Source organism: Marinobacterium litorale DSM 23545, from assembly GCF_000428985.1.
Lineage (GTDB): Bacteria > Pseudomonadota > Gammaproteobacteria > Pseudomonadales > Balneatricaceae > Marinobacterium_D > Marinobacterium_D litorale.
In genome coordinates, this window is the sequence record NZ_AUAZ01000017.1 from 20,023 (window position 1) to 43,211 (window position 23,189).

The 23,189-nt window shown below is 56.9% G+C and carries 28 protein-coding genes and 1 tRNA gene; 19 read left to right on the forward strand and 10 right to left on the reverse strand.

What is annotated here, in order from left to right:
• Nucleotides 1-75 precede the first annotated feature (75 nt).
• The 11 genes from fabD to G403_RS0113055 all read left to right on the forward strand — a co-directional run bounded on the left by fabD (nt 76) and on the right by G403_RS0113055 (nt 9,500).
• Nucleotides 76-1,017, forward strand: a complete 942-nt coding sequence (gene fabD / locus G403_RS0113005) for an ACP S-malonyltransferase (RefSeq protein WP_027854374.1) — start codon at nt 76-78, stop codon at nt 1,015-1,017.
• A 36-nt stretch (nt 1,018-1,053) separates the two neighbouring features.
• Nucleotides 1,054-1,797 (forward strand): 3-oxoacyl-ACP reductase FabG, encoded by a 744-nt coding sequence (gene fabG, locus G403_RS0113010; protein ID WP_027854375.1) that lies wholly within the window; start codon nt 1,054-1,056, stop codon nt 1,795-1,797.
• 205 nt (nt 1,798-2,002) lie between these two features.
• The gene (acpP, locus tag G403_RS0113015) at nt 2,003-2,236 is read left to right on the forward strand and encodes an acyl carrier protein (RefSeq protein ID WP_027854376.1); all 234 of its coding nucleotides are present in this window, start codon (nt 2,003-2,005) and stop codon (nt 2,234-2,236) included.
• A 92-nt stretch (nt 2,237-2,328) separates the two neighbouring features.
• Nucleotides 2,329-3,567, forward strand: a complete 1,239-nt coding sequence (gene fabF / locus G403_RS0113020; protein WP_027854377.1) for a beta-ketoacyl-ACP synthase II — start codon at nt 2,329-2,331, stop codon at nt 3,565-3,567.
• A gap of 56 nt (nt 3,568-3,623) precedes the next feature.
• Complete coding sequence (gene pabC, locus G403_RS0113025) at nt 3,624-4,442, forward strand: aminodeoxychorismate lyase (RefSeq protein ID WP_027854378.1); 819 nt, start codon at nt 3,624-3,626, stop codon at nt 4,440-4,442.
• The gene (mltG, locus tag G403_RS0113030; RefSeq protein ID WP_245578330.1) at nt 4,436-5,473 is read left to right on the forward strand and encodes an endolytic transglycosylase MltG; all 1,038 of its coding nucleotides are present in this window, start codon (nt 4,436-4,438) and stop codon (nt 5,471-5,473) included. The genes pabC and mltG overlap by 7 nt, the downstream gene beginning before the upstream one ends.
• Before the next feature lie 2 nt (nt 5,474-5,475).
• Nucleotides 5,476-6,099: a dTMP kinase gene (tmk, locus tag G403_RS0113035; protein WP_036233761.1), complete on the forward strand. Its 624-nt coding sequence runs from the start codon at nt 5,476-5,478 to the stop codon at nt 6,097-6,099.
• Entirely contained in the window at nt 6,099-7,091 is a 993-nt protein-coding gene (locus G403_RS0113040; protein ID WP_027854381.1) for a DNA polymerase III subunit delta', read from the forward strand. The genes tmk and G403_RS0113040 overlap by 1 nt, the downstream gene beginning before the upstream one ends.
• A 16-nt stretch (nt 7,092-7,107) precedes the next feature.
• A complete protein-coding gene (locus tag G403_RS0113045) occupies nt 7,108-7,458 on the forward strand; it encodes a PilZ domain-containing protein (RefSeq protein WP_027854382.1) in 351 nt (116 codons plus the stop codon).
• A gap of 14 nt (nt 7,459-7,472) precedes the next feature.
• Nucleotides 7,473-8,267, forward strand: coding sequence for a TatD family hydrolase (locus G403_RS0113050; RefSeq protein WP_027854383.1), 795 nt, complete (start codon nt 7,473-7,475; stop codon nt 8,265-8,267).
• A 132-nt stretch (nt 8,268-8,399) separates the two neighbouring features.
• On the forward strand, nt 8,400-9,500 hold the full coding sequence (locus tag G403_RS0113055; RefSeq protein WP_027854384.1) for a malate dehydrogenase: 1,101 nt from the start codon (nt 8,400-8,402) through the stop codon (nt 9,498-9,500).
• 87 nt (nt 9,501-9,587) lie between these two features.
• Here the strand turns inward: G403_RS0113055 and G403_RS0113060 are convergent, their stop codons facing one another.
• The 6 genes from G403_RS0113060 to G403_RS0113085 all read right to left on the reverse strand — a co-directional run bounded on the left by G403_RS0113060 (nt 9,588) and on the right by G403_RS0113085 (nt 12,425).
• Nucleotides 9,588-10,154, reverse strand: coding sequence for a chemotaxis protein CheW (locus G403_RS0113060; RefSeq protein WP_084404028.1), 567 nt, complete (start codon nt 10,152-10,154; stop codon nt 9,588-9,590).
• Between the two features lie 114 nt (nt 10,155-10,268).
• Entirely contained in the window at nt 10,269-10,604 is a 336-nt protein-coding gene (locus G403_RS0113065; protein ID WP_027854386.1) for a TusE/DsrC/DsvC family sulfur relay protein, read from the reverse strand.
• Nucleotides 10,604-10,882 (reverse strand): sulfurtransferase complex subunit TusB, encoded by a 279-nt coding sequence (gene tusB, locus G403_RS0113070; RefSeq protein WP_027854387.1) that lies wholly within the window; start codon nt 10,880-10,882, stop codon nt 10,604-10,606. The genes G403_RS0113065 and tusB overlap by 1 nt, the downstream gene beginning before the upstream one ends.
• Before the next feature lies 1 nt (nt 10,883).
• Nucleotides 10,884-11,246, reverse strand: a complete 363-nt coding sequence (gene tusC / locus G403_RS0113075) for a sulfurtransferase complex subunit TusC (RefSeq protein WP_027854388.1) — start codon at nt 11,244-11,246, stop codon at nt 10,884-10,886.
• Nucleotides 11,243-11,641 carry a sulfurtransferase complex subunit TusD gene (gene tusD / locus G403_RS0113080; protein WP_027854389.1) on the reverse strand — a complete coding sequence of 133 codons (399 nt, stop codon included), beginning with the start codon at nt 11,639-11,641 and terminating at the stop codon, nt 11,243-11,245. Before tusD ends, tusC begins: the two co-directional genes overlap by 4 nt.
• 97 nt (nt 11,642-11,738) lie before the next feature.
• On the reverse strand, nt 11,739-12,425 hold the full coding sequence (locus G403_RS0113085; RefSeq protein WP_051298994.1) for a Bax inhibitor-1/YccA family protein: 687 nt from the start codon (nt 12,423-12,425) through the stop codon (nt 11,739-11,741).
• Between the two features lie 117 nt (nt 12,426-12,542).
• Here G403_RS0113085 and G403_RS0113090 point away from each other — a divergent pair.
• The 3 genes from G403_RS0113090 to mtnN all read left to right on the forward strand — a co-directional run bounded on the left by G403_RS0113090 (nt 12,543) and on the right by mtnN (nt 14,349).
• Nucleotides 12,543-12,630 (forward strand) — tRNA-Ser (locus G403_RS0113090).
• A 56-nt stretch (nt 12,631-12,686) separates the two neighbouring features.
• Nucleotides 12,687-13,460, forward strand: a complete 774-nt coding sequence (locus G403_RS0113095; RefSeq protein WP_027854391.1) for a pseudouridine synthase — start codon at nt 12,687-12,689, stop codon at nt 13,458-13,460.
• Nucleotides 13,461-13,605: 145 nt separating this feature from the next.
• A complete protein-coding gene (mtnN, locus tag G403_RS0113100; protein WP_027854392.1) occupies nt 13,606-14,349 on the forward strand; it encodes a 5'-methylthioadenosine/S-adenosylhomocysteine nucleosidase in 744 nt (247 codons plus the stop codon).
• Here the strand turns inward: mtnN and G403_RS0113105 are convergent.
• On the reverse strand, nt 14,341-14,841 hold the full coding sequence (locus tag G403_RS0113105) for a TlpA family protein disulfide reductase (protein WP_051298996.1): 501 nt from the start codon (nt 14,839-14,841) through the stop codon (nt 14,341-14,343). The two genes, mtnN and G403_RS0113105, sit on opposite strands and share 9 nt — an antisense overlap.
• Before the next feature lie 84 nt (nt 14,842-14,925).
• On the opposite strand from G403_RS0113105, the gene G403_RS0113110 reads away from it, so the two are divergent.
• Complete coding sequence (locus G403_RS0113110) at nt 14,926-15,798, forward strand: NAD(P)-dependent oxidoreductase (RefSeq protein ID WP_027854394.1); 873 nt, start codon at nt 14,926-14,928, stop codon at nt 15,796-15,798.
• 126 nt (nt 15,799-15,924) lie between these two features.
• Complete coding sequence (locus G403_RS25790) at nt 15,925-16,056, forward strand: hypothetical protein (RefSeq protein WP_281171147.1); 132 nt, start codon at nt 15,925-15,927, stop codon at nt 16,054-16,056.
• Between the two features lie 114 nt (nt 16,057-16,170).
• Here G403_RS25790 and G403_RS0113120 read toward each other — a convergent pair whose 3' ends face one another.
• Nucleotides 16,171-17,910: an SLC13 family permease gene (locus tag G403_RS0113120; protein WP_245578331.1), complete on the reverse strand. Its 1,740-nt coding sequence runs from the start codon at nt 17,908-17,910 to the stop codon at nt 16,171-16,173.
• 280 nt (nt 17,911-18,190) lie between these two features.
• Between G403_RS0113120 and G403_RS0113125 the strand changes: the two genes are divergently transcribed.
• Nucleotides 18,191-19,111 (forward strand): CysB family HTH-type transcriptional regulator, encoded by a 921-nt coding sequence (locus tag G403_RS0113125; protein WP_027854396.1) that lies wholly within the window; start codon nt 18,191-18,193, stop codon nt 19,109-19,111.
• A gap of 56 nt (nt 19,112-19,167) precedes the next feature.
• Here G403_RS0113125 and G403_RS0113130 read toward each other — a convergent pair whose 3' ends face one another.
• Both G403_RS0113130 and G403_RS23275 read right to left on the reverse strand, forming a co-directional pair.
• Complete coding sequence (locus G403_RS0113130) at nt 19,168-20,076, reverse strand: EamA family transporter (protein ID WP_027854397.1); 909 nt, start codon at nt 20,074-20,076, stop codon at nt 19,168-19,170.
• The gene (locus tag G403_RS23275) at nt 20,073-20,909 is read right to left on the reverse strand and encodes a DUF1853 family protein (RefSeq protein ID WP_051299000.1); all 837 of its coding nucleotides are present in this window, start codon (nt 20,907-20,909) and stop codon (nt 20,073-20,075) included. The genes G403_RS0113130 and G403_RS23275 overlap by 4 nt, the downstream gene beginning before the upstream one ends.
• Nucleotides 20,910-20,996: 87 nt before the next feature.
• Here G403_RS23275 and G403_RS0113140 point away from each other — a divergent pair, with 87 nt between their 5' ends.
• On the forward strand, nt 20,997-21,329 hold the full coding sequence (locus tag G403_RS0113140) for a hypothetical protein (protein WP_027854398.1): 333 nt from the start codon (nt 20,997-20,999) through the stop codon (nt 21,327-21,329).
• 9 nt (nt 21,330-21,338) lie between these two features.
• Entirely contained in the window at nt 21,339-23,186 is a 1,848-nt protein-coding gene (gene uvrC / locus G403_RS0113145; protein WP_027854399.1) for an excinuclease ABC subunit UvrC, read from the forward strand.
• The last annotated feature ends 3 nt before the right edge of the window (nt 23,187-23,189 follow it).

Consider the following 23,189-nt stretch of genomic DNA (forward strand, 5'->3'; position numbering starts at 1 on the left):
AACTACGCCGCCCACAACGCTGATATCAAACGATTTGGTACAGCCGGATAAGAACGGAAAGTAATAGAGGACGCCATGTCGCAGTCGCTTGCTTTTGTATTTCCCGGACAGGGTTCGCAGCATCTGGGAATGCTGCAGGAACTCGCCGCTGACTACCCCATCATTGAACAGACCTTCCAGGAAGCCTCCGATGTGCTGGGCTTCGACCTATGGGCGCTGGTGCAATCGGGCCCCGAGGAAGAGCTTAACGCTACTCACAATACCCAGCCCGCTTTGCTGACAGCCGGCGTCGCGTTGTGGCGCCTCTGGGAACAGAAGGGCGGCGCTACGCCCTCCGTGCTGGCTGGGCACAGTCTCGGCGAGTACACCGCGCTGGTCTGCGGTGGCGCGATCGATTTTGCCGACGGTGTGCGGTTGGTTCAGGCCCGCGGTCGCTATATGCAGGAGGCGGTTCCCGCGGGTACCGGCGGTATGGCGGCAATTCTCGGGCTGGATGACGCCGCTGTTGTCGCTGCCTGTGAGCAGGCGGCTCAGGGAGAGGTGGTTTCCGCAGTTAACTTCAACTGCCCCGGTCAGGTTGTGATCGCCGGTGAAAAAGCGGCTGTTGAACGTGGCATCGAAGCCTGTAAAGAGGCGGGCGCCAAGCGCGCCGTTCCTCTGCCGGTCAGCGTCCCATCTCACTGCGCACTGATGAAGCCCGCCGCTGATCAGATGGCACAGGCGCTGGAGGGGGTCGACCTGCGGATGCCGATGATCCAGGTGATTCAGAATGTGACGGCCGAAGCGCCCAGTGACGTTGATGAGCTTAAGCGCAACCTGCTGACACAGCTTTACAGTCCGGTTTTGTGGACCCGTAGTGTTCAGAACATGCTAACCTGCGGAGTGACTACCACGATTGAGTGTGGCCCGGGCAAGGTCTTGGCCGGCTTGAATAAGAAGGTGGATCGCGCCTTGAATGTAGTGGCGATCAACGACCCCGCGGGACTGGATAAGGCTCTGGCTCTGCTGGCCGAGTGAGCCAATCGACAAGAGAGAACGACAAGGAACACTTGAATGAGCATTGAAGGCAAGATCGCGCTGGTAACGGGCGCGACCCGGGGGATCGGCAAAGCAATTGCCGAGAATCTGGCCGCGCAGGGCGCTGTCGTTATCGGCACTGCAACCAGTGAGAGCGGCGCAGCGGCGATCAGTGAATACCTCGCGGCGGTGGGCAACAGCGGCAAAGGCTTGGTGCTTGACGTATCCAGTGCTGACTCTGTGGATGCTGTGCTTAAATCGATTCAAGGCGACTTCGGCGCAATCGAGATTCTGGTGAATAACGCAGGCATCACCCGTGACAATCTGATGATGCGAATGAAAGATGATGAGTGGGATTCGGTACTTAATACCAATCTGACTTCCGTCTATCGTGTAGTAAAAGGTTGTCTGCGGGGGATGACCAAAGCGCGCTGGGGGCGTATCGTCAGCGTGAGCTCCGTGGTAGCCTCCATGGGCAATGCCGGGCAGGCTAACTATGCGGCAGCCAAGTCGGGCATGGAGGGCTTTACCCGAGCGTTGGCACGGGAACTTGGTTCGCGCAATGTAACGGTGAACTGCGTGGCGCCAGGTTTTATTGATACGGATATGACCTCCGGTTTGCCGGAGGAGCACAAGGCTAATCTGCAGTCGCAGATTCCGATGAATCGACTGGGTAAGCCGGAAGAGGTTGCCGCGGTTATCGGATTCCTCTGCAGTGAAGGTGGTGCCTATGTCACCGGCGAAACCATTCAGGTGAATGGCGGTATGTACATGGCCTGATCCAGGTCATGAAAAAGCTGTCGTAGTCAGGTAATTTCGGCGGATAGAAAGAATTGTTTTTTTCGCCGATTTGAGGATAATTGGCCGTCAGCTTGACGAGAAATAAAATCCAGGCCGTCACGCTTGCTATGGCGTTTCGGGTTTTACTAAAATTCCGTCACGCATCTTGGGATGTGATGGTGTTGAGAAGACAATAGGAAGAGATATGAGCAACATTGAAGAGCGCGTTAAGAAAATCATCGCGGAACAGCTGGGCGTGAAAGAGGAAGAAGTTACCAAAGAAGCTTCCTTTGTTGAGGATCTGGGCGCCGACTCTCTGGACACTGTTGAGCTTGTGATGGCGCTGGAAGAGGAATTCGAAACTGAAATTCCTGATGAAGAAGCTGAAAAAATCACCACTGTTCAGCTGGCGATCGATTACATCAACGCTCACCAGTAATCAATCCCACCCGAATTGATTGAAAGGCCGCATCTATATCGCGAATATGGTGCGGCTTTTCTTTTGACAGCCTGCAGTGCTGGAGGATTGTAATGTCTCGCAGAAGAGTGGTGGTTACGGGTCTGGGTCTGCTGACTCCGGTCGGTAATACCGTCAAGGCGACCTGGGACAATATACTCGCCGGTCAAAGCGGCGCGGCCGATATCGAGCATTTCGATGCCAGCCAATATGCCACCCGTTTCTCCGCATCCGTCAAGGATTTTGATATCGAGCCCTACATGAGCGCCAAAGAGGCGCGCAAGATGGATCTCTTTATCCAATACGGTATGGCGGCTGCTATTCAGGCGGTAGAAGACGCCGGTCTGGAAGTCACCGAAGAAAACTCACCCCGCATCGGATGCGCTCTGGGGTCTGGTATCGGCGGTTTGCCGATGATCGAAAAAACCCATGACGTGCTGAACGGTTCCGGCCCGCGTCGGGTTTCGCCGTTTTTCGTACCGGGCAGTATTATCAATATGATCTCCGGTAATCTGGCGATCAAGTACGGGTTCCGCGGCCCCAATATCGCTATCACCACCGCTTGTACCACGGGCACGCATAACATTGGTCATGCCATGCGTATGATTCAGTATGGTGATGCTGATGTAATGGTTGCCGGTGGTGCCGAGATGGCGACCACCCCGCTGGGTGTGGCGGGGTTCTCTGCCGCTCGCGCACTGTCTACGCGCAACGAGGATCCTCTTGCAGCCAGTCGTCCCTGGGACAAGGATCGTGACGGTTTTGTGCTCGGTGATGGCGCCGGTGTTCTGGTGCTGGAAGAGTACGAATCCGCCAAGGCGCGGGGCGCCCGCATTTATTGCGAACTGTCCGGGTTTGGCATGAGCGATGATGCCTTCCATATGACAGCGCCGCCCGAGGACGGGTCCGGGGCTGCGCTTTCGATGCAGAACGCCATTAACGACTCGGCACTGGCAGTCGATAAAATCCACTATATCAATGCCCATGGTACGTCCACGCCCGCCGGTGATATAGCGGAGTCCAATGCGGCCAAGCGCGTGCTCGGCAGTGCTGCCGAAAATGTGCGGATGAGCTCCACAAAATCGATGATCGGCCACTTGCTGGGTGCCGCAGGTGCGGTGGAAGCGGCTTTCTGTGTTTTGGCATTACGAGATCAGGTTGCGCCGCCCACCATTAACCTGGATAACCCATCCGACGGCTGTGATCTGAACTACGTGGCTCACACCGCTCAGGAGTGCCCGATCGATGCAGCCATGTCGAACTCGTTCGGCTTTGGCGGTACCAACGGCACTCTGATTTTCAACAAGCTCTAAGCTGAGGCGGGGTTATTGAGCCCCGTCTTCAACGCCTTCACTGCCGCATGGTTCGAATGACGCTGATCAACGGAGAACCCGACACCCGAATCGACCTCGGTGATCGGGGGCTTGCATACGGCCATGGCGTGTTTGAAACCCTCCTGGTGGCCCACGGGCGCTTGCAGTTGCTGGATTGGCATCTGGAACGGCTGCGCCTGGGGTGTGATCGTCTGAATATTCCCCTGCATCGAATAGAGTCTGACGTGGTTCAGGCGCTTGGGCGGCTGAGCGGGGACGATGCGGCGGTCAAGCTGATTGTGACCCGGGGCAGCGGTGGGCGTGGTTATGCGGTTCAGGATCCTGACCTGAAACCCAACTGGATATTGCAGGTGTCTGATCTTCCTGTCTGGCCGGAGGAACCCGCAACCAGCGGTATTACCCTTTACCCCTGTCAGACGAAGCTTGCCATTCAGCCGCTTCTGGCTGGAATAAAGCATCTCAATCGCCTGGAGCAGGTGCTGGCACGGGGGGAGTGGACGGATAGCCGGTTCCGTGAGGGGCTTGTCTGTGATCAGGCTGGCTTCGTCGTTGAAGGGACCATGAGCAACCTCTTTTGGGTTGAGTCTGGAACGCTCCATACCCCGGCGCTTGAGGGGGCCGGTGTGACAGGTATCCTGCGCCGATGGGTGATTGAAATTGCTTCGAGTCAGGGGGTAAGTGTGGAGATCGGTCATTTCCGGCCAGGGTGTCTTGCCCACGCCGAAGAGGTGTTTGTCTGTAACAGCCTGATTGGTCTCTGGCCGGTGGTTGCGCTCGAAGATTGGCGTTGGCCGGTGGGTGAAATGACGCGTTTTTTACAACAGCAGTTGGATAAGGAGTATCGTGCGTGCTGATCAAGCGTTTGCTGATCGTGTTGCTGGTTGTGTCTGTCCTGGTTGCCGGTGCGTTTTACTGGGGCTGGAATGACTATCAGCGGTTTATGAGCAGTCCCGCCAATGTTCAGGATGAACAGGTCTTTAAGATCGAAAAGGGCACCTATTTCAAGTCGTTATCGGATAAACTTGAACAGGAATCGATCATCGATAAGCCGCTCTATCTGCGGATTGCCAGCCGCCTGGAGCCGGGGCTTACGCAGATTAAAGCGGGCGAATACCGGCTTAACGCCGGTGAAAGTGTCCGCGACCTGTTGCTCAAGTTCAGCCGCGGTGACACGCTGAAGCATCACTTCACGATTGTGGAAGGCACGCGGTTTTCGGAGCTGCGTATGGCGCTGTCCGGCGAAGCGCGACTGGTGCAGCGTCTGCCCGAGCTGAGTGATGATGCATTGATGGAGGAGCTGGGACTGGAGGCTCCAAGTCCCGAGGGGCTCTTTCTCGCCGAGACCTACCAGTTCGAGACGGGAATGACCGATCTGGAGCTGCTGGCACGTGCCAATGATCACCTTGAACAGACCTTGAATAAGGCCTGGGCTGAACGCAGTGCCGAACTGCCTTTGGATTCCCCCTATGAAGCGTTGACCCTGGCCTCAATTGTTGAAAAAGAGACCGGCGTACCCGCTGAGCGACCCCGAATTGCCGGTGTTTTCGTGCGCCGCTTGGAGAGAGGTATGCGGCTGCAAACCGACCCGACGGTGATCTACGGGATGGGAGAGGCCTACGACGGCAACATTCGCCGCAGTGACCTGCGCAAACCCACACCGTACAACACCTATACCATTGATGGCCTGCCTCCGACTCCGATAGCGCTGGTGGGGCCTGATGCGATCCATGCGGCACTGAACCCGGAAGCCGGGGAGTGGCTTTATTTCGTTGCCAAGGGCGATGGCAGTCACCAGTTTTCAAAAACACTGGCCGAGCACAATCGGGCTGTGGCTGAATACCAGTTAAAGCGTAAACAAAACTATCGTTCCAGCCCGGGTGGATGACAATGCCAGGTTTCTTTATCACGCTCGAGGGAATCGAGGGTGTCGGTAAAACAACGAACCTCAACTATATCCGTGACCGGCTGGAGCGCGCCGGGCGTGAGGTCGTCGTCACCCGTGAGCCGGGCGGCACGCCTTTGGGCGAGGAGCTGCGTGGCTTGTTGCTGACACCGCGCGAAGAAACGATCGATTACATGGCCGAGCTGCTGATGATATTTGCCGCCCGTGCCCAGCACTTGAATCAGGTTATTGAGCCGGCCTTGCAACGCGGTGCCTGGGTTTTGTGCGATCGTTTTACGGATGCCACTTTCGCCTATCAGGGCGGCGGTCGCCAGCTTGATTCAGCCCCTGTCGCTCAGCTTGAACAGCTGGTTCAGGGTGAGCGGCGGCCGGATCTGACTGTTCTGCTTGATCTGCCGGTGGTGCAGGGATTGGAGCGTGCACGCAAACGCAGTGCGCCTGATCGGTTCGAGGCGGAGCGGGTCGAGTTCTTTGAACGGGTACGTCAAGTGTATCTGCAGCGCGCCGCAGCCGAGCCCGGGCGGGTGCATGTCATTGATGCCGCTCCGGCGCTGGAGGTCGTGCAGAAACAGATCGATCAACTACTCGATACGCTGGAGAAGCGTTGATGAGTGATGAGCAGATCTATCCGTGGTTACAGGACCAATGGGACAAGTTAATTGCCCAGCGCGCCCAGGGGCGGTTGCCTCACGCACTGTTGCTCTCCGGGGCGCCGGGTGTGGGAAAAGCGGCGTTTGCTAATGCACTCGCCCATCTTCTGCTGTGTCATGAGCCGCTCGATGGAAAGCCTTGCGGTCAGTGCCGCAGCTGCGAACTGATCGCCAGCGGACACCACCCGGACCGGCTTTATCTACACCCTGAAGAAGCAGGTAAGGCCATTCGCGTTGATCAGGTACGGGAGGTGACCACGGTTTTGCACAGTACGGCTCAGCAGGGGGGCTACCGGGTCATGATCATGGAGCCGGCCGAGGCGATGAACGTGTCTTCTGCCAATGCGCTGCTGAAAACGCTGGAAGAGCCGGGGCAGGATACGCTGTTGATACTGGTGTGTCATCAACTCGGCCAACTGATGCCGACCATACGCAGTCGCTGCCAGCGGATCGACTTTCGTCCCCCCGGCACGGAGGAGGGTGAACGCTGGCTGGCGAGTAAGCTTGAGCTAACTGCTGAGGATGCTTCTCGTTTGCTTGCTATCGCCCAGGGCGCTCCTCTGGCGGCAGTAGAACTGAATGGCGGGGAATTGTTAGAGCTGCGGCGGACTTTCCTCACCGGGCTTGCGGATCTGCTACGGGACCGCGTCAGCCCGATTACGCTGGCCGAGAAGCTGCATAAGAGTGAGTTGATCCATCTGCTGGATTGGTGGTTGAGCCTCCTGAATGACATCGCCCGTCTTCAGTCCGGAGCGGCAGATGCTGCCATTAGCAATGTAGATATGAGTAAAATGCTCGCAGCGGTTGCTAAACGAGCCGACAAGGTTAGAATCTTTGCATTGGTTGACCGCGTTCAGGAAGAGCGCAAGAGCCTTATGTTGCGACATAATCCGAATCGGCAGCTGCTGGTCGAAAAACTGCTTTTCGACTGGCGCGCGCTGATCCGCTAGGCAGGAGAGCTGTTGTATGGCCATAGTTCCAAGAATCAGTCACGGTATCCTCTCGCTGGTCATCGGCAATAAGGAGGAGCTGCTGAAGGCTTACATGCCGTTTATCAATAACGGCGGGCTCTTTATTCCCACAACACGCTCCTATCAGCTCGGTGAAGAGGTGTTCATGCTGATGACGCTGATGGAGGAGCCGGATAAGATTCCGGTGACCGGGCGTGTGATCTGGGTAACGCCCAAAGCGGCGCAGGGCGGGCGTGTTCCGGGTATAGGGATACAGCTTTCCTCGGATGATACCCAGCTGGTGAACAAGGTTGAAACCTATCTGGCGGGCGCACTGAGCGCAGGTCGTCGTACCAACACCCTCTAAACATTCGGTTTTTCATGTATATCGATTCACATTGCCATCTGGATCGGCTGGATCTCAGCCGCCATGAGGATTCTCTTGCTAATCTTGTTCAGGCCGCCGGCGAAGCCGGTGTAGAGCAGATGCTCTGCGTCGCCATCGACCTCAATCAGTTCGATGCGATGTATAACCAGGTCGCCCCGTTCAACAATATTTTTACCTCTGCGGGTATTCACCCCTGTCATGTGGGAGAGTGTCCCTATGACGAAGCGCGTCTGCGCGCAGCCGCCTCAAAGCCGGGTATTGTTGCGTTGGGGGAAACGGGGCTCGATTACCACTACAGCGAGGAGCTGGCAGGGGCGCAGAAAGCGAGTTTTGCCGGACATCTGAAGTTGGGTAGCGAGCTTGGGCTTCCGGTCATTGTGCATACCCGTGAGGCGCGTCAGGATACGCTGGATATCATTGACCAGCATGCTGACCGCGATACGGCGGGTGTGCTGCACTGCTTTACCGAGTCGCTGGAGATGGCGCAGGCTGCCCTTGAGATGAACTTTATGATCTCCTTCTCCGGCATCATTACCTTCAAAAACGCGGAGGAGCTACGCGATGTGGTTCGAGCGGTTCCGCTTGAGCAGATGTTGATTGAGACCGACTCACCCTATCTGGCGCCGGTACCCTACCGGGGTAAGCCCAATGAGCCAACCTACGTGCCGCAGGTCGCCAAGTGCATCGCTGAACTCAAGGGTGTTAGTGTTGAAGAGGTCGCCCGTATCACCCGGGAAAACTTCTACCGACTCTTTTCTCGTGCCACACCCGTCGAGCGCTCTGTTTAAGCGGGTTTACCGGCTATCCGGGGCGATCAGATTTGTGCCCGGGATATTATTTTTTCGTAAATGAACAAGACCCGCGCCTCGCAATCTGTTATTCATTAGACCAAAGTCTAATACGATTGCGAGGATATCCCCATGAGAAGACCCGTCCGAATTGCCGTTACCGGTGCTGCCGGTGCAATCAGTAACAGCCTGCTGTTCAAGGTTGCCAGTGGCGAGATGTTCGGAAAGGATCAGCCCGTCATCCTTCAGTTGATCGAGATGCCGGAGCGGATGGAGGCTTTACGTGGCTTGGCCATGGAGCTGGAAGATTGCGCCTACCCGCTGCTGCATACGATCACGCTGCACGACAATGTGGAAGAGGGGTTCAATAATATCCATTACGCGCTGCTGATCGGTGCCCGTCCGCGGGGACCGGGCATGGAGCGTCGCGACCTGCTGGAGTCGAATGCGGAGATCTTTACTCGCCAGGGCCGGGCTTTGAATGAGGTGGCCAACCGGGATGTGAAGGTCTTGGTGGTGGGTAACCCGGCCAACACCAATGCCCTGATTGCCAGCCGCAATGCACCCAAACTCAGCCCCTCGCAATTTACGGCATTGACCCGGCTTGACCATAACCGCGCCAAGGGTATTCTGGCGAATCACACCGGCGCCAATCCGCGCAATATCGGCCGTGTGGTGATCTGGGGTAACCACTCTCCGACCCAGTATCCCGATCTTCATCATGCCACGGTCCTGGATGAACCGGTGATGGGGCAGATTGATCAGCAGTGGTACAAAGAGGTCTTCATTCCCAAGATACAGAACCGAGGCGGTGAAATTATTGCGGCCCGTGGTCTGTCCAGTGCCGCATCTGCCGCTCAGGCGATAGTCGATCACATGCATGACTGGATCCTGGGAACCGACCCGGGCGAGATTGTCAGCATGGGGATCGTCAGTGATGGCAGTTACGGTGTGGAAAAGGGTATTTTTTATTCTTTCCCGGTTCGCTGTGACTACGGCCGTTATCAGATCGTCGGCGGCCTGGAAATCTCGGACTGGAGTCGCGAGATGATGAATCTGACCGAAGCTGAATTGCTGGAGGAGAAGGCGGCAGTGAACCATCTATTGCCGGCCGAGACCGAAGCGTCGCACCAGAATCTCTCCATCTGTCTGCGTTCCGGGGTTACTCTTTACGCAGATGGTACGGGCCCGGATGCCGCATCCAAGTACCTGACTACCAACCGCGTGATGTGACCGGCCTCGGCACGGCATAAAAAACCCGGCTAGTTGAGCCGGGTTTTTTAAAATAGACAGGGCCGAGTGAAAAGAGAGCGGTCGATTCTAGAAATGGCCGCCGTTCATCTCTTCGTCCGTCATCGGTGTGATGGTCAACAGCATCTTGGAGAGATCCAGCAGAATGATCAGCAGACCGTCGTGGTAGCACACACCCTGAACGAAACGTTTGCTGTTCTCGTCACCGGAGGTATTAGGTGCTCGCTCAACATCATTTTGTGGCAGGTTGAGCACCTCATCGACGCTGTCTACTACCAGGCCGATCACTTCGGATTCGTTAAACTCCACCACAATCACGCGGGTCTCGTCATCCGGTTCAACCGCAGGCATACGAAACATCTGGCGTGTGTCGATCACGGTGACCACGTTACCCCGCAGGTTGATGATGCCCAGGACCGAATAGTCGGCACCGGGAACGGGCGTGATCTCGCTGAAACGCAGCACTTCCTTAACCTGCATCACATCGATGCCATACAGCTCGTTGTCGACGCGGAAAGTGGCCCACTGATGGTAGACGATCTCTTCCTGCTGGGCTTTGCGGGAGCTGGTGTCTTGTTTCTTCTTTTCCAGTGCCTTGAGCATCTGCAACTGTTCGGCTGCGGCTTCTAGACTCATCCGAGGTACCTTAATCAGTTCAGTTAAGTGCCGATTCCCATTCTAGCTGCGAACTCGGTAGAAAACGAGGCAACCGCCCCAAGTATCACATAGGGAAATGTTACTTTAAAGCTACTAAAGACAGTTATCGGGTTTGGGTAGCCCCGCCAGGCGGGCGGCAACCTTGGCAGGACTGCCCGGGAACAGCTGCATCAGATAGATACTGCGCCCTTTATCCTTACCCAGAGACTGTCCAACCGCTTTGACCAGCGGGCGCATGGCCGGCGAGTGTTCATATTGCCGGTAAAACTCGCGCAGCAGGTTCAGCACCTCCCAGTGCGCCTCCGTCAGTACCAGCGACTCCTCTTGAGCCAGCACTTCCGCAACGCCGGGCGTCCAGTCCGCCAGGTTCTCCAGGTAACCTTCACTGTCGAAGCGGATCGGGCAGCCGTTGATTGTACGTGTCGTCATCAGAACCAGCTCACTACCTTGTCGTGATTGATCGTTAGCTCGACGAACCCGGTGTCATCCACGGTTGTCAGTGCTGTCTTGATGCCCCTTGCTGTCAGGTCCGATTCCAGCGCCTGTACACGACCAGGAACACGCGCCAGCGTGTCAGCGTACGCGGGAAGGCTCCAATAGATACCATCTTCGATCAGCAGCAAGGTATCGGTGGCTGTCATCGCGGTCAGGCAGTTTTCAAGCAGTGCAGGGTTGCCCGGCCCCTGGTTTAGGGTATGCAGGATCATGTCAGATACTCAGTACAGTGTCGTGTTGAGCCAGAAGGGCAGGCAGCGCCGCGTCATCGATCAATTCTACCGGCAGGATCAGGTCCGCCGCCGATAATCCGCGCAGCTCCAGAGCGCGCTTGCTAACATAAAGACGCTCAATATCGTATAGCGGCAGCGATTGCTGCATCGCATTCAGATTTTTTTGCTCGATGGAGGCCGGAGCCTGCCCCTTGAGCAGTTGGAACACGCCATCGTCCAGAAACAGCAGGGTCACCGGTTGTTCGAATACCGAGCAGGTCAGGGCGGTTTCCAATGCGTCACGGGCGGCGGAGGTGCCATAGGGGGCGCTACGGGTCATCACCAGAAAGCGGTGCGTGCTCATGATCGGCCTCCAAAGGTCACAACGCGGTCGGCCTGCAGGCAGGTATCGACCAGTTGCCCCAGCCCTGACAGCTCAAAACCGGGTGCCAGGTTCCAGTGCTCATGGTGGTAACGCTTGGCCTCTCCCTCATTGACGATTCCGCGACGAACCGCAGCGGCTATGCAAACCACCAGATCCAGATTGTGCTCCTGAGCCAGCGCTTGCCATTGAGCCGGGAGACTGGATTCATCCTGCGGATGGGAAGCCAGGTCCGTGCCGTTATGGATGCCGTCACGATAAAAAAATACCCGGTGTACCTGATGACCTGCCGCGAGCACGGCGCGCGTGAAACGCAGAGCGGTCTCGGCACCCTGGCTTTGCACCGGAGGTGCCTGCACGATAATAGAAAAAATCATGGTCCGAACGATGGCCTGTCTACTCAGTAAGATGCGCAATAAAAAAGCCCCGCCATCTTAACAGAGGGCGGGGCTGTTGTGAGCTGTCAGGCCGTGATCAGTCGTCGCTGAAGGCGCCAACCAGGGCGAGCAGGTGTACAAACAGGTTGTAGATGCTCAGGTACAGGCTCACGGTTGCCATGACGTAGTTGGTGTAATGGCCGTTAACGATGTTGCTGGTATCGTAGAGTACGAAGCCAGCCATCAGCATCACCACGGCAGCGGAGAACGCCAGCTGTATACCGGAGATATCAACGCCGAACATCGGCAGGATAAACAGCGCAACCATGGCTATCAGCAGGACCATGGTGCCGGCTGCCAGGAACCCACCCATGAAGCTGAAATCCTTGCGGCTGGTCAGTGCATAGGCTGACAGGCCAAGGAAGGTCACTGCGGTCATCCCCAGTGCGGTGGTCACGATCTGACCGCCGTTGGACAGGGCCAGGTAGTGGTTAAGCAGTGGGCCCAGACCGAAGCCGAGCAGACCGGTGAAGGCAAAGGTCAGCGGCAGTGCAGCTGCGCTGTTCTGCTTGCGGTTAAGAACGAACAGCAGCACAAAACTGAGTATCACGCTACCCAGGTAGGCCAGGAACGGTGGATCGATGGCCATTGAGATACCAGCTGTTACAGCGCTGAGAACCAGTGTCATCGATAGCAACATGTAGGTGTTGCGGATTACCTTGTTGGTGTCGACCGATGAACTATACGTTCGCTCTCGATTTGACAGGGGTTGTACGTTCGCCATAGCGCTCCTCGCTCTCTTCAAATGGATCAGTTGCCATAATGGGCGTATTTACGGGATTTTCAAGCCTTTCGACCATTTGACAACGAAAAGATTCCACGTAAACTCACCCTCGATTACGGAGGGATGGCTGAGTGGTTGAAAGCACCGGTCTTGAAAACCGACGAGTCGAGAGGCTCCCAGGGTTCGAATCCCTGTCCCTCCGCCACTTTTGACCCGCCCGCGCCGAGTCGGCACGGCTTATCGAGCATCCGCTTTCGCTCCATGTGCAACGATCCCGCCCCTGCGGCCTCACCGGAAATTCTCTATCAGGACGAGTGGCTGTTAGCCGTCAATAAACCGGCCGGTTTGCTGGTGCACCCCAGCTGGATTGCGCCCGCCAAAACGCCGCATCTGGTGGGATGGGTAAAAGCGCAGTTTCCGGGCGAGACGATCCACACCGTGCACCGTCTTGATCGTGCGACCTCCGGCATTATTCTTTTCGCCCGTGATAAGCAAACCGCTCACAACCTGCAAAACCTGTTCAGCGACCGCCTTATCGAAAAGCAATATCTGTGTGTGACCCGCGGATGGGCTCCGGAGCGTGGTTTAATCGATTATCCACTTAAGCCGATACACGACAAAATTGCCGACAAACATGCCGATCCGGACAAGGACGCTCAGGAGGCGGTCTCCGCGTTTGAGCGTCTGGCAACGGTGGAGTTGCCGATTCCTGTGGGCAGATATCTGCAGTCCCGTTATTCTCTGGTAAAGGTATGCCCAAAAACAGGGCGAAAACACCAGATTCGCCGACATATGAAACATATATTTCATCCGTTGGTCGGGGATACCAAGCACGGTGAGGGGCGTCATAATAGGCTCTATCGGGAGCATTTTGATATCCACCGTTTGCTGTTGATGGCCACGCATTTACGTTTTACGCATCCGGTTACCGAACAACCGATGACGGTTTCTGCGCCTCTGGATACAGAGGTGAAAGAGCTGTTCGACCGATTTGGCTGGCGTGATGCGATAGAACGCTATTTTTCTGGTACTTAACTTGCAGCGCCGCGGATGGCAACGCGTTATTTTCAGGCAGGGGCCGTCGGGCTCCAATCAGTGCAAAACACTAAGCCGGCAGCGATAAGCCGGTAACAACAACGGAATTCTTGTGGACACCAAGACCAATAGTTCAACGCCGTTACTGGGGCAACGGCTGAAAAAGATCGCCTCGCCGCGCGTCGCAATAATCGGCGCGATGGATCAGGAGATAGAGCAGCTCAAAAGCGCGCTGGTCTCCCGTACCCATGAAACCATAGCCGGGTTTGACTTCTATACCGGACGCCTCGACGGTACCGAGGTGGTGCTGCTTAAATCGGGGATTGGTAAAGTGAATGCCGCGATCGGTAGCGCCATTCTGCTTTATCACTACGAACCTACCTGCGTGATCAATACCGGCTCAGCCGGGGGTTTTGATGCGGAGCTGGAGGTTGGTGATGTCGTAATCTCCGAAGAGGTGCGTCACCATGATGTGGATCTGACCGTTTTTGGGTACGAGCCGGGCCAAGTGCCGGGACTGCCACCCGCCTTTACGCCCGATCCGCTGTTGGTGGAGATCGCCGAACAGTGCATCGGCAGTATGCAGGGGATGAAAACGGTGAACGGTCTGATCGCGACCGGTGATGCCTTCATGGATAACCCTGATCGTGTGCATGCGGCCAGAGCCCTGTTTCCTGCCATGAAAGCCTGTGAGATGGAGGCGGCGGCTATTGCGCAGACCTGCCATCGGTTTGATGTGCCTTTCCTGGTTATCCGTGCCTTGTCCGATATCGCCGGCAAAGAGTCTGGCGTCTCTTTTCACCAGTTCCTGGAGACGGCGGCCAAACACTCCGCGGATATGGTGACCGCCATTGTGAAACGTCTGAGCGAGAAAGCGGCTTCAGTCTGAAGCCGCTTCTACCAGAGTCTCTATCCGCTTATGCCACTCGGGTGTGTCCCAGGCCTTCTCCCCGGCGATGGTTTCAACCAGTTCACCCTCATGGTTATAGAGAAAGCTCATGGGCAGTCCGAGCAGATCGAACCGGGGAAAGCTGTCGCCGCTCTGGTCCAGCAGTATCTGTAGTTTTAAATTGCCGCCGATCCGGCGCCGGAATTCCGCAATCTCCTCCGGTGCTTCCCCGGCGCTGATAGCGATCACCTGAAAGGGGGTGTTTTCAAAGCGTTCGTTTAAACTGTCAAGGGCCGGCATTTCACGAATGCAGGGTGGACACCAGGTGGCCCAGAAATTCACCAGCAGGACCTCTCCGCGGTGTTGGCTGAAGCTGTATTCCTGGCCGGATTCCTCCGAATAAGTCAGGTTGTAGAGCTCATTGCCCTGAGGAGCGGCAGTCGCCAGCAGCGGGGCTAAGGCCAGTGTCATAATTGCGATAAAGCGTTGCATGGTCATCTCCTTGAGTTTTCACTCTGTACGCTGGCGAGTGCCAGTGCGATTATACGTACTCAAGCAATATAAGCAGGAGCGACTATGGCAAAGGTAGCATTTATTGGCCTGGGTACCATGGGATTCCCCATGGCGGGTCATCTGGTCAAGGCTGGGCACGAAGTCTGTGTCTATAACCGTACCGCGGAGAAGGCACAGCGCTGGGTCGAGCAGTATGGTGGCACCTGTGCGGATACGCCGGCTCTGGCCGCTGAGGGTGCTCAGTTTATCATGACCTGTGTGGGGAACGATCGTGACCTGTATGAGGTAACCCTGGGCGAAAACGGTTTGCTGAAAGGGGCTGAAGCGGGTGCCGTGATCATCGACCATACAACCGCATCTGCAGAAATTGCCCGGGAGCTTGATGGAGCGTGTCGGGCTCAGGGCTGTGGTTTCCTCGATGCGCCGGTTTCCGGTGGTCAGGCGGGGGCTGAAAATGGTGTTCTGGGTATCATGGTGGGTGGCTCTCCCGAGAGCTTCGCTAAAGGCGAGCCGATCATGCAGGCCTATGGCAAGGCGATCAAACACCTGGGGGATGCCGGTAACGGTCAGCTGACAAAAATGGTTAACCAGATCTGCATCGCCGGCTTGCTGCAGGGCCTCTCCGAGGCGACACACTTCCTGAAGCGGTCCGGGCTCGAAGGGGAAGAAGTCTTTGATGTGATCCAGCACGGCGCCGCCGGGTCCTGGCAGATGGCCAATCGTCACCAAACCATGCTTGAAGACCGCTATGACTTTGGTTTTGCGGTGGACTGGATGCGCAAAGACCTCTCGCTGGTGCTGGATGAGGCCCGCCGTAATGGCGCCCGGTTACCGGTAACCGCACTGGTGGATCAGTTTTACGCGGATGTTCAGCAGATGGGGGGCGGTCGCTGGGATACATCCAGCCTGCTTAAGCGGCTGGAGAGCGGAGACTAATACTTCAGAATAAGTTGGTTAAAAAATAGCCAATAAATATAGCTTTTATTCCGGCAATGATTATAATGCGCCGGAATTTCAACAGAGCGCAGCTCCACTGTGCCACAATCAAGAGACGACAGTTCTATGGATAAATACAGCCTGATCTCCTTTGCTCCGAGCATTGTAATCGTCGCCGCCATGATCGTTATGGGCGTTGTGGGTGGCCGCTACCTGAAAAAAGCGATTGCCAAGGATGCCGCCAAAGCAGGCGAATAATTCAGCTTGATCGAAGAAAGCCGCCCAGGGCGGCTTTTTTTGTGCCTTTTTTGCGGGATATACGGATTCGATGGTTGATAGATCGGCCCTGTCGTTGAGCTCTACTGCGAAGTCCTAGTTCAGCGGCCAGCCCACCAGTAAAATCAGCAGCGTCGCCGCCCCGACAATCAGATTCATCGGCAGGCCAACGCGGACGAAATCCATAAAGCGGTAGCCGCCGGGGCCGTAGACCATCAGATTGGTCTGGTAGCCCAGCGGCGTGGCGAAGCTGGCCGAGGCGGCCATCATAATGGCGAACACGAACGGCTCGGCGTTCAGTCCAGACTGTTCGGTCAGCTGCAGCACGATCGGTAGCATCAGAATGGCGGCGGCGTTGTTGGTGATCACCTCAGTCAGCAGCGACACCGCGATATAGGTCAGGACCAGCAGCAGCCAGGGGTGGCCGCCACTGAGGTCGATGATGCCGGTCGCCAGGTAACCGGCCACGCCGGTTTTTTCCAGGGCCGCGCCCAGGGCGAAGGAAGCGGCGATGGTCAGGATCACCTCAAGATCCAGGCTGCGCTCCGCCTGGCTGATCGAGCAGCAGCGGCTGATGATCATCAGCCCCGCACCGAGCAGAGCGGCATTAAGCATGCTGATCACTCCGAAACTCGCCAGCGATATTACCCCGATCAGGATGGCCCATGCCCGCCAGGCTCGGTCGTGGCGCGGGGTCTCGGTATCCAGGTCGCTAACCAGCAGAAAATCCTTGTTATAGCGCTGACGGCTGACAAAGGCGGGCCTGGCTTCCAGCAGCAGGGTATCGCCCGCTTCAAGCTTGATGGTACCGAGGCTGCCGCGGATCCGTTCGCCATTGCGTGCGACTGCAAGCACCACGGCACCATAGCGGTCACGGAAACGGGCGTCGCGGATCGCCTGACCGACGGCGGCACAGTGGGGCGATACCACCGCCTCGACCAGGCAACGCTCCGGCCGTTCGGTCATCAGTGCCTGGGAATGGCCGTTTTCCGCCGACGGCAGTATTCCGGGAATACGCAACAGGTCGGCGATCGACTCTGTATCGCCGGCAAACACCAACCGGTCACCGCCACGTAGCAGTTCCTCCGAGGAGACCGCCGCCAGCACGTTGCCATCGCGCTCGATCTCCACCAGATAGACCCGCTCCAGCTGCCGCAATCCGGCCGCCTCGACGCTTCTGCCCACCAGCGGACCGTCCCAGGCCACCGTGACCTCCAGGGTGAACTCCCGCAGATTGGCGAACACGGCCTGGCTCTGGTGATCGGGCAGCCAGCGTGGGAAGAACAGCCAGATAAAAGCGAGACCCACCAGCGCCACCGGCAGGCTGATGGCGGTGATGGTGAAGAGGCCAAAGCCCGCTTCGCCGGTTAGCGTCTGGTACTGTGCGTTGACGATCAGGTTGGTGCTGGTGCCGATCAGGGTCAGGGTGCCACCAAGGATGGCGCTGTAGCTAAGGGGAATCATCAGCTTCGAGGGCGCAACGCCAATCTTGCGAGACCAGCTGTGGATGGCCGGGATCAGGGTGGCCACAACCGGTGTGTTGTTAAGGAAGGCGCTGAGCAGTGAGACGGGGCCGAAAATCCGCAGCAGCGCCGAGCGCTCATACTGCGGCCGCCCGAGCGCCCGGTTGACCAGCATATCGGCGGCACCGGAGGCGTGCATGCCGGCGGCCACCACGAACATCGCCGCTACAGTGATCAGCCCGGAATTACCGAATCCCGCGAGCGCCTCGGCACTGCCCAGAATGCCGCTCAGACTCAGGATGGTGAGCACGGCCATCATCACCAGATAAGGTTTGATCGGGGTAAGCATCAGCGCAAGTAATGCTGATGCCATAAGTGTGAGAGATAACCAGCCCTGCCATTCCATCGCTACTTGCCTTCAGTGGGAAAGAAGACAAGAATACCGGGCATATAAATAACTAAAAATAATAATAAAAGATATGCTAATCACATTTAAAGCTAAACGACACCTTCGGGATAAAATGCAGCGGGGAGTCAGATACGAGCGGCAGGCGTTTAATCGCCCGCCCTGCATGGACGTTATTCCATGGTGAACAGAGGGCGGCGGAGGGCTTTGATATCGCCATTTTACCCAGCTGGCAGGGAGAATATAAATGAACTTTCAGCAACTGCGTATCGTGCGCGAAACCGTCAAGCGGGATTTTAACCTGACCGAGGTCGCCAACGCGCTCTGTACCTCGCAGTCTGGCGTCTCTAAGCACATCAAGGATCTGGAGGAGGAACTCGGCGTCGAGCTCTACGTGCGCAAGGGCAAGCGACTGCTGGGTCTGACCGGCCCGGGCAAGGAGATGGTACGTATCGTCGAGCGCATCCTGCAGGAAACCGCCAATCTGAAAAGCCTGGCCGATGAATACAGCAGGCAGGATACCGGTGAGCTGGCGATTGCCACCACCCACACTCAGGCGCGTTACTCCCTGCCGGCGATCATTTCGCAGTTCCGTCAGCTCTATCCACACGTACATCTGAAACTCTACCAGTCCGGACCGGACGAGATCGTCCAGTTGCTGCGCAGTGGCGAGGTGGATGTCGGCATCGCCACTGAAGCGCTGGACCGGCAACCGGAGTTGGCCGCCTTTCCTTTCTATCGCTGGCGTCATGCGGTTATCGTGCCGAGGGGGCACCCGTTGACCAGGCTGGATCGGCCAACCCTGAAGCAAATTGCTGATTACCCGATCATCACCTACCACGAAGGTTTTACCGGTCGCTCGAAAGTGGAGAAGGTGTTCAGACAACAGGGAATCGAGCCGGATATCGTCATGTCGGCCCTAGACGCGGACGTAATCAAGTCCTATGTCGAGCTGGAGTTGGGCATCGGTATCATCGCCGCCATGGCCTTCGATCCAAGCCGAGACCATGCTCTGCTGCTACTCGATACCGCGCATCTGTTTGAAGAGAACATTACCTCCATCGCCCTGAAGCGAGGGCGGGTGCTGCGCGAATATGGCTATCGGTTTATCCAGCTCTGCAGTCCCGAACTGGACAAGGGAAGACTGACGATTGGGTTGGATGGATAATGGCCGCCCAGCTTCGATAGGTCGCAGCGACCACAAGGTCCGTCGATAGCATGACCCTAACGCGCCGGTCGGGTATGGCCATCATTATTGGTCAGGCGCCAGATCGAGATACACAGCAGCAGTGCCGCGAGCAAAAAACCACTGCGCCAGGGCGTTAACCCCAGTGCAAGTTCGCTAAACAGCACGATCATCGGTGGCAGATAACCATAGGCGGCAACCATGCTGGGCGATAGCCTCAGCGTCACATGCTGAAGAATCCAAAAGGTTACCAGCGTGGTGAACAGGGTTAGATAGAGCAGCGCAGCAAGATCGTTTAACCCGATCTCTGTGACGAAAGCCGGTAAGCCCCCTGACACGGATTCGGGCAAGCCGATCAGAATCCCCCCCGCAAGCAGACTCAGACAGGTTGTTCGTAGCGGATTGGCCGGAATCAGCCCTTTATCGCTGGCGTAGCGCGACAGGTTGTTGTAACCGGCGGATAGGACGCAGCCAAACAGAAAAAGCCATTCGCCAAAGCCAAAATCCAATGCGAGTAATCGGTCCAGCTCGGCCCGGCTGACAATCACCAGTGCAGCAACCGCTGCGACACTCAGGGTCGCCAGGCGCTTGAGCTGCATAGGCTCGAGTTTGACTGCGACTGAAATCAGATAAGCAAACAGAGGCTGGGTCACAAACAGCGCTGCCAGCGTTAATGGCGAGGTGTAGTGCAGGGCTGTAAACATGATCGAGAAAAAGCCCCCCAGAAGAAGCCCCAGAACTGAATAGATCAGGCTGCTGAGGGGGCCCGGCATGGCAGAGCGTCCCATGACGGCCAGTAAAATGGTGCCGGCCAGGATAAATCGAACGCTTACCAACAGGTTGGTGGAGAGTGCCTGGTTGAACAGATCGGCCACCGGAAATGAAGACGCCACCAGGACCGCCCAGAGCAATAGCAGTAGATGAGCCCTTAACCGCGGAAGGTTCATAGGCGAGACTCCGACCACTGATCAGGCACAATGAATCCGCGCGAACGCTCCCTGCCTTCGGCTTCCACCACCAGTGCCAGCAGTGAACGCTGCGAGCCCATTACGCGGTCCACCAACCCGGCGAAATCCAGTAGTGGTGGATCAATCAGGCTCGGTGGTAACAGCCATTGCATTTTTGAGGGGAGGAGAAAACGATGGCCCGCCTGCTTTAGCCAGGGCAGTTCGGCCTGAGTAATCCACCAGCCATGGCTGTGTTGCGGATTAACCGGGGCAGGGAGGTTGCCCGGCATTTTTCCTTGCCGGTAGAACAGCCAGCCTTTGACCCAGAGCGCCGTATCTACGGGTTGTTCAATGCCCAGCGCCGCCAGTTCGTATTTCGCTTCCGGGCGGTTACTCAGGTGGAGTTGCTTATCCAGCATATGGTGCCATTTGTTGGCCAGTCGATCATCGCGTCGGGTGCCGATAAAGTGTGTCAGTGAGTCGCCTGTGCCGTCGAGCAGGTAGAGCTTCAGCGCGACCTCAAGATGTAACCAGTGGTGCTGGAGTTGCACCAGGAAATCGATCTCCCCGAGTGTTTTTAGATCTTCATGGATTTGAATATTTCTTTTTATATCCGTGACTTGGGTATTACAATTGAGGTACTGAAAGACGAGGTTTTCGAAGTGGTCGCCCAACCGATGGCTGGGTTCATACGTTGTTTCCAATGCCGTGGAGTCGGTCACAGGCTGCTGCAGGGCGCTTGGGCGAGTCTGTGAATGAGGTGGCAACATCAGGTCCGGTGTATTGCACAGCCAGTCCAGTTCTGCGCTCAGGTACGGGTTCTGTGGGGCCATTCGATTCACTTCTGAACTAAAACTCCCTAGAGTATGGCGCAAAGCGTGATCCTTTCGCGCGCTTAGGATGACAGACAGGAGCGCAGAATGACAGCGATGACCAAACGCCAGGCGCTTCGCCTGAAGCAGGAAAAACAGCAGAGCAACCGGCAGAGCAAGCGTCACCCGCTGATGTCGGATACGGATATCAACAATATCCTGGTAAACGGTGCACAAATCTCCCTGGGCAAACTCAAGCGAGCCAAGAGCTTTGATGCCCGCCTCTACTATTACGCCGAAATCGGCGTGTACCTGGAGGTTTCTCTATCACGGGGCGCGGGCATATCCGACTCGACCCGGGATCAGCTTAAGGAGATTCATCGTCAGGCCACTCACCTGCATATGGATGCCAATAAAGAGCTGAACCGCTCCGAGGTATAAGAGTTCGCCGTGCCTGATCTGTCATCGCAAACCGCTGCCACCTTCGACAGCAAGAGTTTCCTTGCCCGGCTGACCTCACGCCCGGGTGTTTACCAGATGTATGATGCTGCCGACGAGATTCTCTACATCGGCAAGGCGCGTAACCTCAAAAACCGTGTCTCCAGCTACTTCCGCGCCAGCGGTTTAACAACGAAAACCATGGCGCTGGTGGGCAAAATCGCGCGTATTGAAGTGACGATCACCAACAGTGAGACCGAGGCCTTGCTGCTGGAACAAAATCTGATCAAGCAATTCCGCCCGCCCTATAACATTCTGCTGCGTGACGATAAGTCTTATCCCTATATCCTGGTGACCGACAAGGATGAATACCCGGCCGTGCGGTTTCAGCGCGGCGCGCGGGCAGGCAAGGGGCGCTATTTCGGTCCCTTTCCCAGCGGCTCTGCCGTGCGCGAAAGCCTGAATATTCTGCAGAAGGTGTTTCTGATCCGGCAATGCGATGACAGCTTCTTTCGTAACCGCTCACGGCCGTGTTTGCAGTATCAGATCAAACGCTGCAGTGCCCCCTGCGTTGGACTGGTTTCCCCGGACGCTTACCGACGGGATCTGCGCCACGCGGTGATGTTCCTCGAAGGACGTAATAACGCGATTATGGAGGAACTGGGGAATCAGATGGAGCAGGCATCCCAGGCTTTGGAATTTGAGAAAGCCGCGGAGTTACGTGACCAGATCGGCCGGTTGCGTCAGGTGCAGGAGCAGCAGTATGTGTCCGGTTTGCAGGGTGATGCCGATGTGTTCGGCTGCGCGGTGCAGGCCGGCGGCGTGGTGGTTCACGGGCTGTTTGTGCGCCAGGGGCGGGTTATCGGCAGTAAAGTGTACCATCCACGGGTAACGGTGGAGGAGGAACCGGCCGAGGTATTGGCCGCCTTTATTGCACAATTCTACCTGGCCGGCAGTCGAGAGATTCCGGAGCTGCTGATTGTCAGCTACCCGCTGGAGGATGCGGAACTGATTGAACAGGCCCTGGCCGAGCGACGTGGCCGACGTGTGAGCCTGACACACCGCGTCCGGGGCGAACGCGCCGGCTGGCAGCGGCTGGCACAAAGTAATGCCGAGCAACAGTTAGCCAGCCATCTTGCCAGTAAGCAGAGCATGCATAATCGGTTTTTGGCACTTCAGGATCTGCTGGGGCTCGATACCCTGCCGGAGCGTCTGGAATGTTTTGATATCAGTCACAGCTCCGGTGAAGCCACGGTCGCGTCCTGTGTCGTGTTCGATCGCAATGGCCCCCTGAAGTCCGACTACCGCACGTTTAATATCGAAGGGATCACTGCCGGCGATGATTATGCGGCCATGCATCAGGCGTTGACCCGCCGCTATACCCGGTTAAAGAAAGGGGAGGCGAAGCTGCCTGACCTGCTGGTGATCGATGGTGGCAAGGGGCAGGTGACTCAGGCGATGGAGGTGCTGGATAGCCTGCAGATTACCGAAGTGCTGGTGATCGGTATTGCCAAGGGGCCGACCCGTAAAGCCGGGTTCGAAGTACTGATCGCCGGGGATACCGGTCAGGAACAGGTGCTGCAGGCGGACTCGCCCGCGCTACACCTGTTACAGCACATTCGGGACGAGGCGCACCGGTTTGCGATCACAGGTCACCGCGCCCGGCGCGGAAAGGCGCGAAAGAGATCCAGTCTGGAAGGAATCCCCGGAATCGGGCCCAAACGTCGGCGGGAGCTCCTGCGGCATTTTGGCAGTCTGCGTGATATCGAAAGCGCCAGTGTTGAAGAAATTGCAAAAATCTCTACCATTAGCCGGGCATTGGCCGAGGAGATTTATGCGGCGCTGCACCCGGATCATTAATAC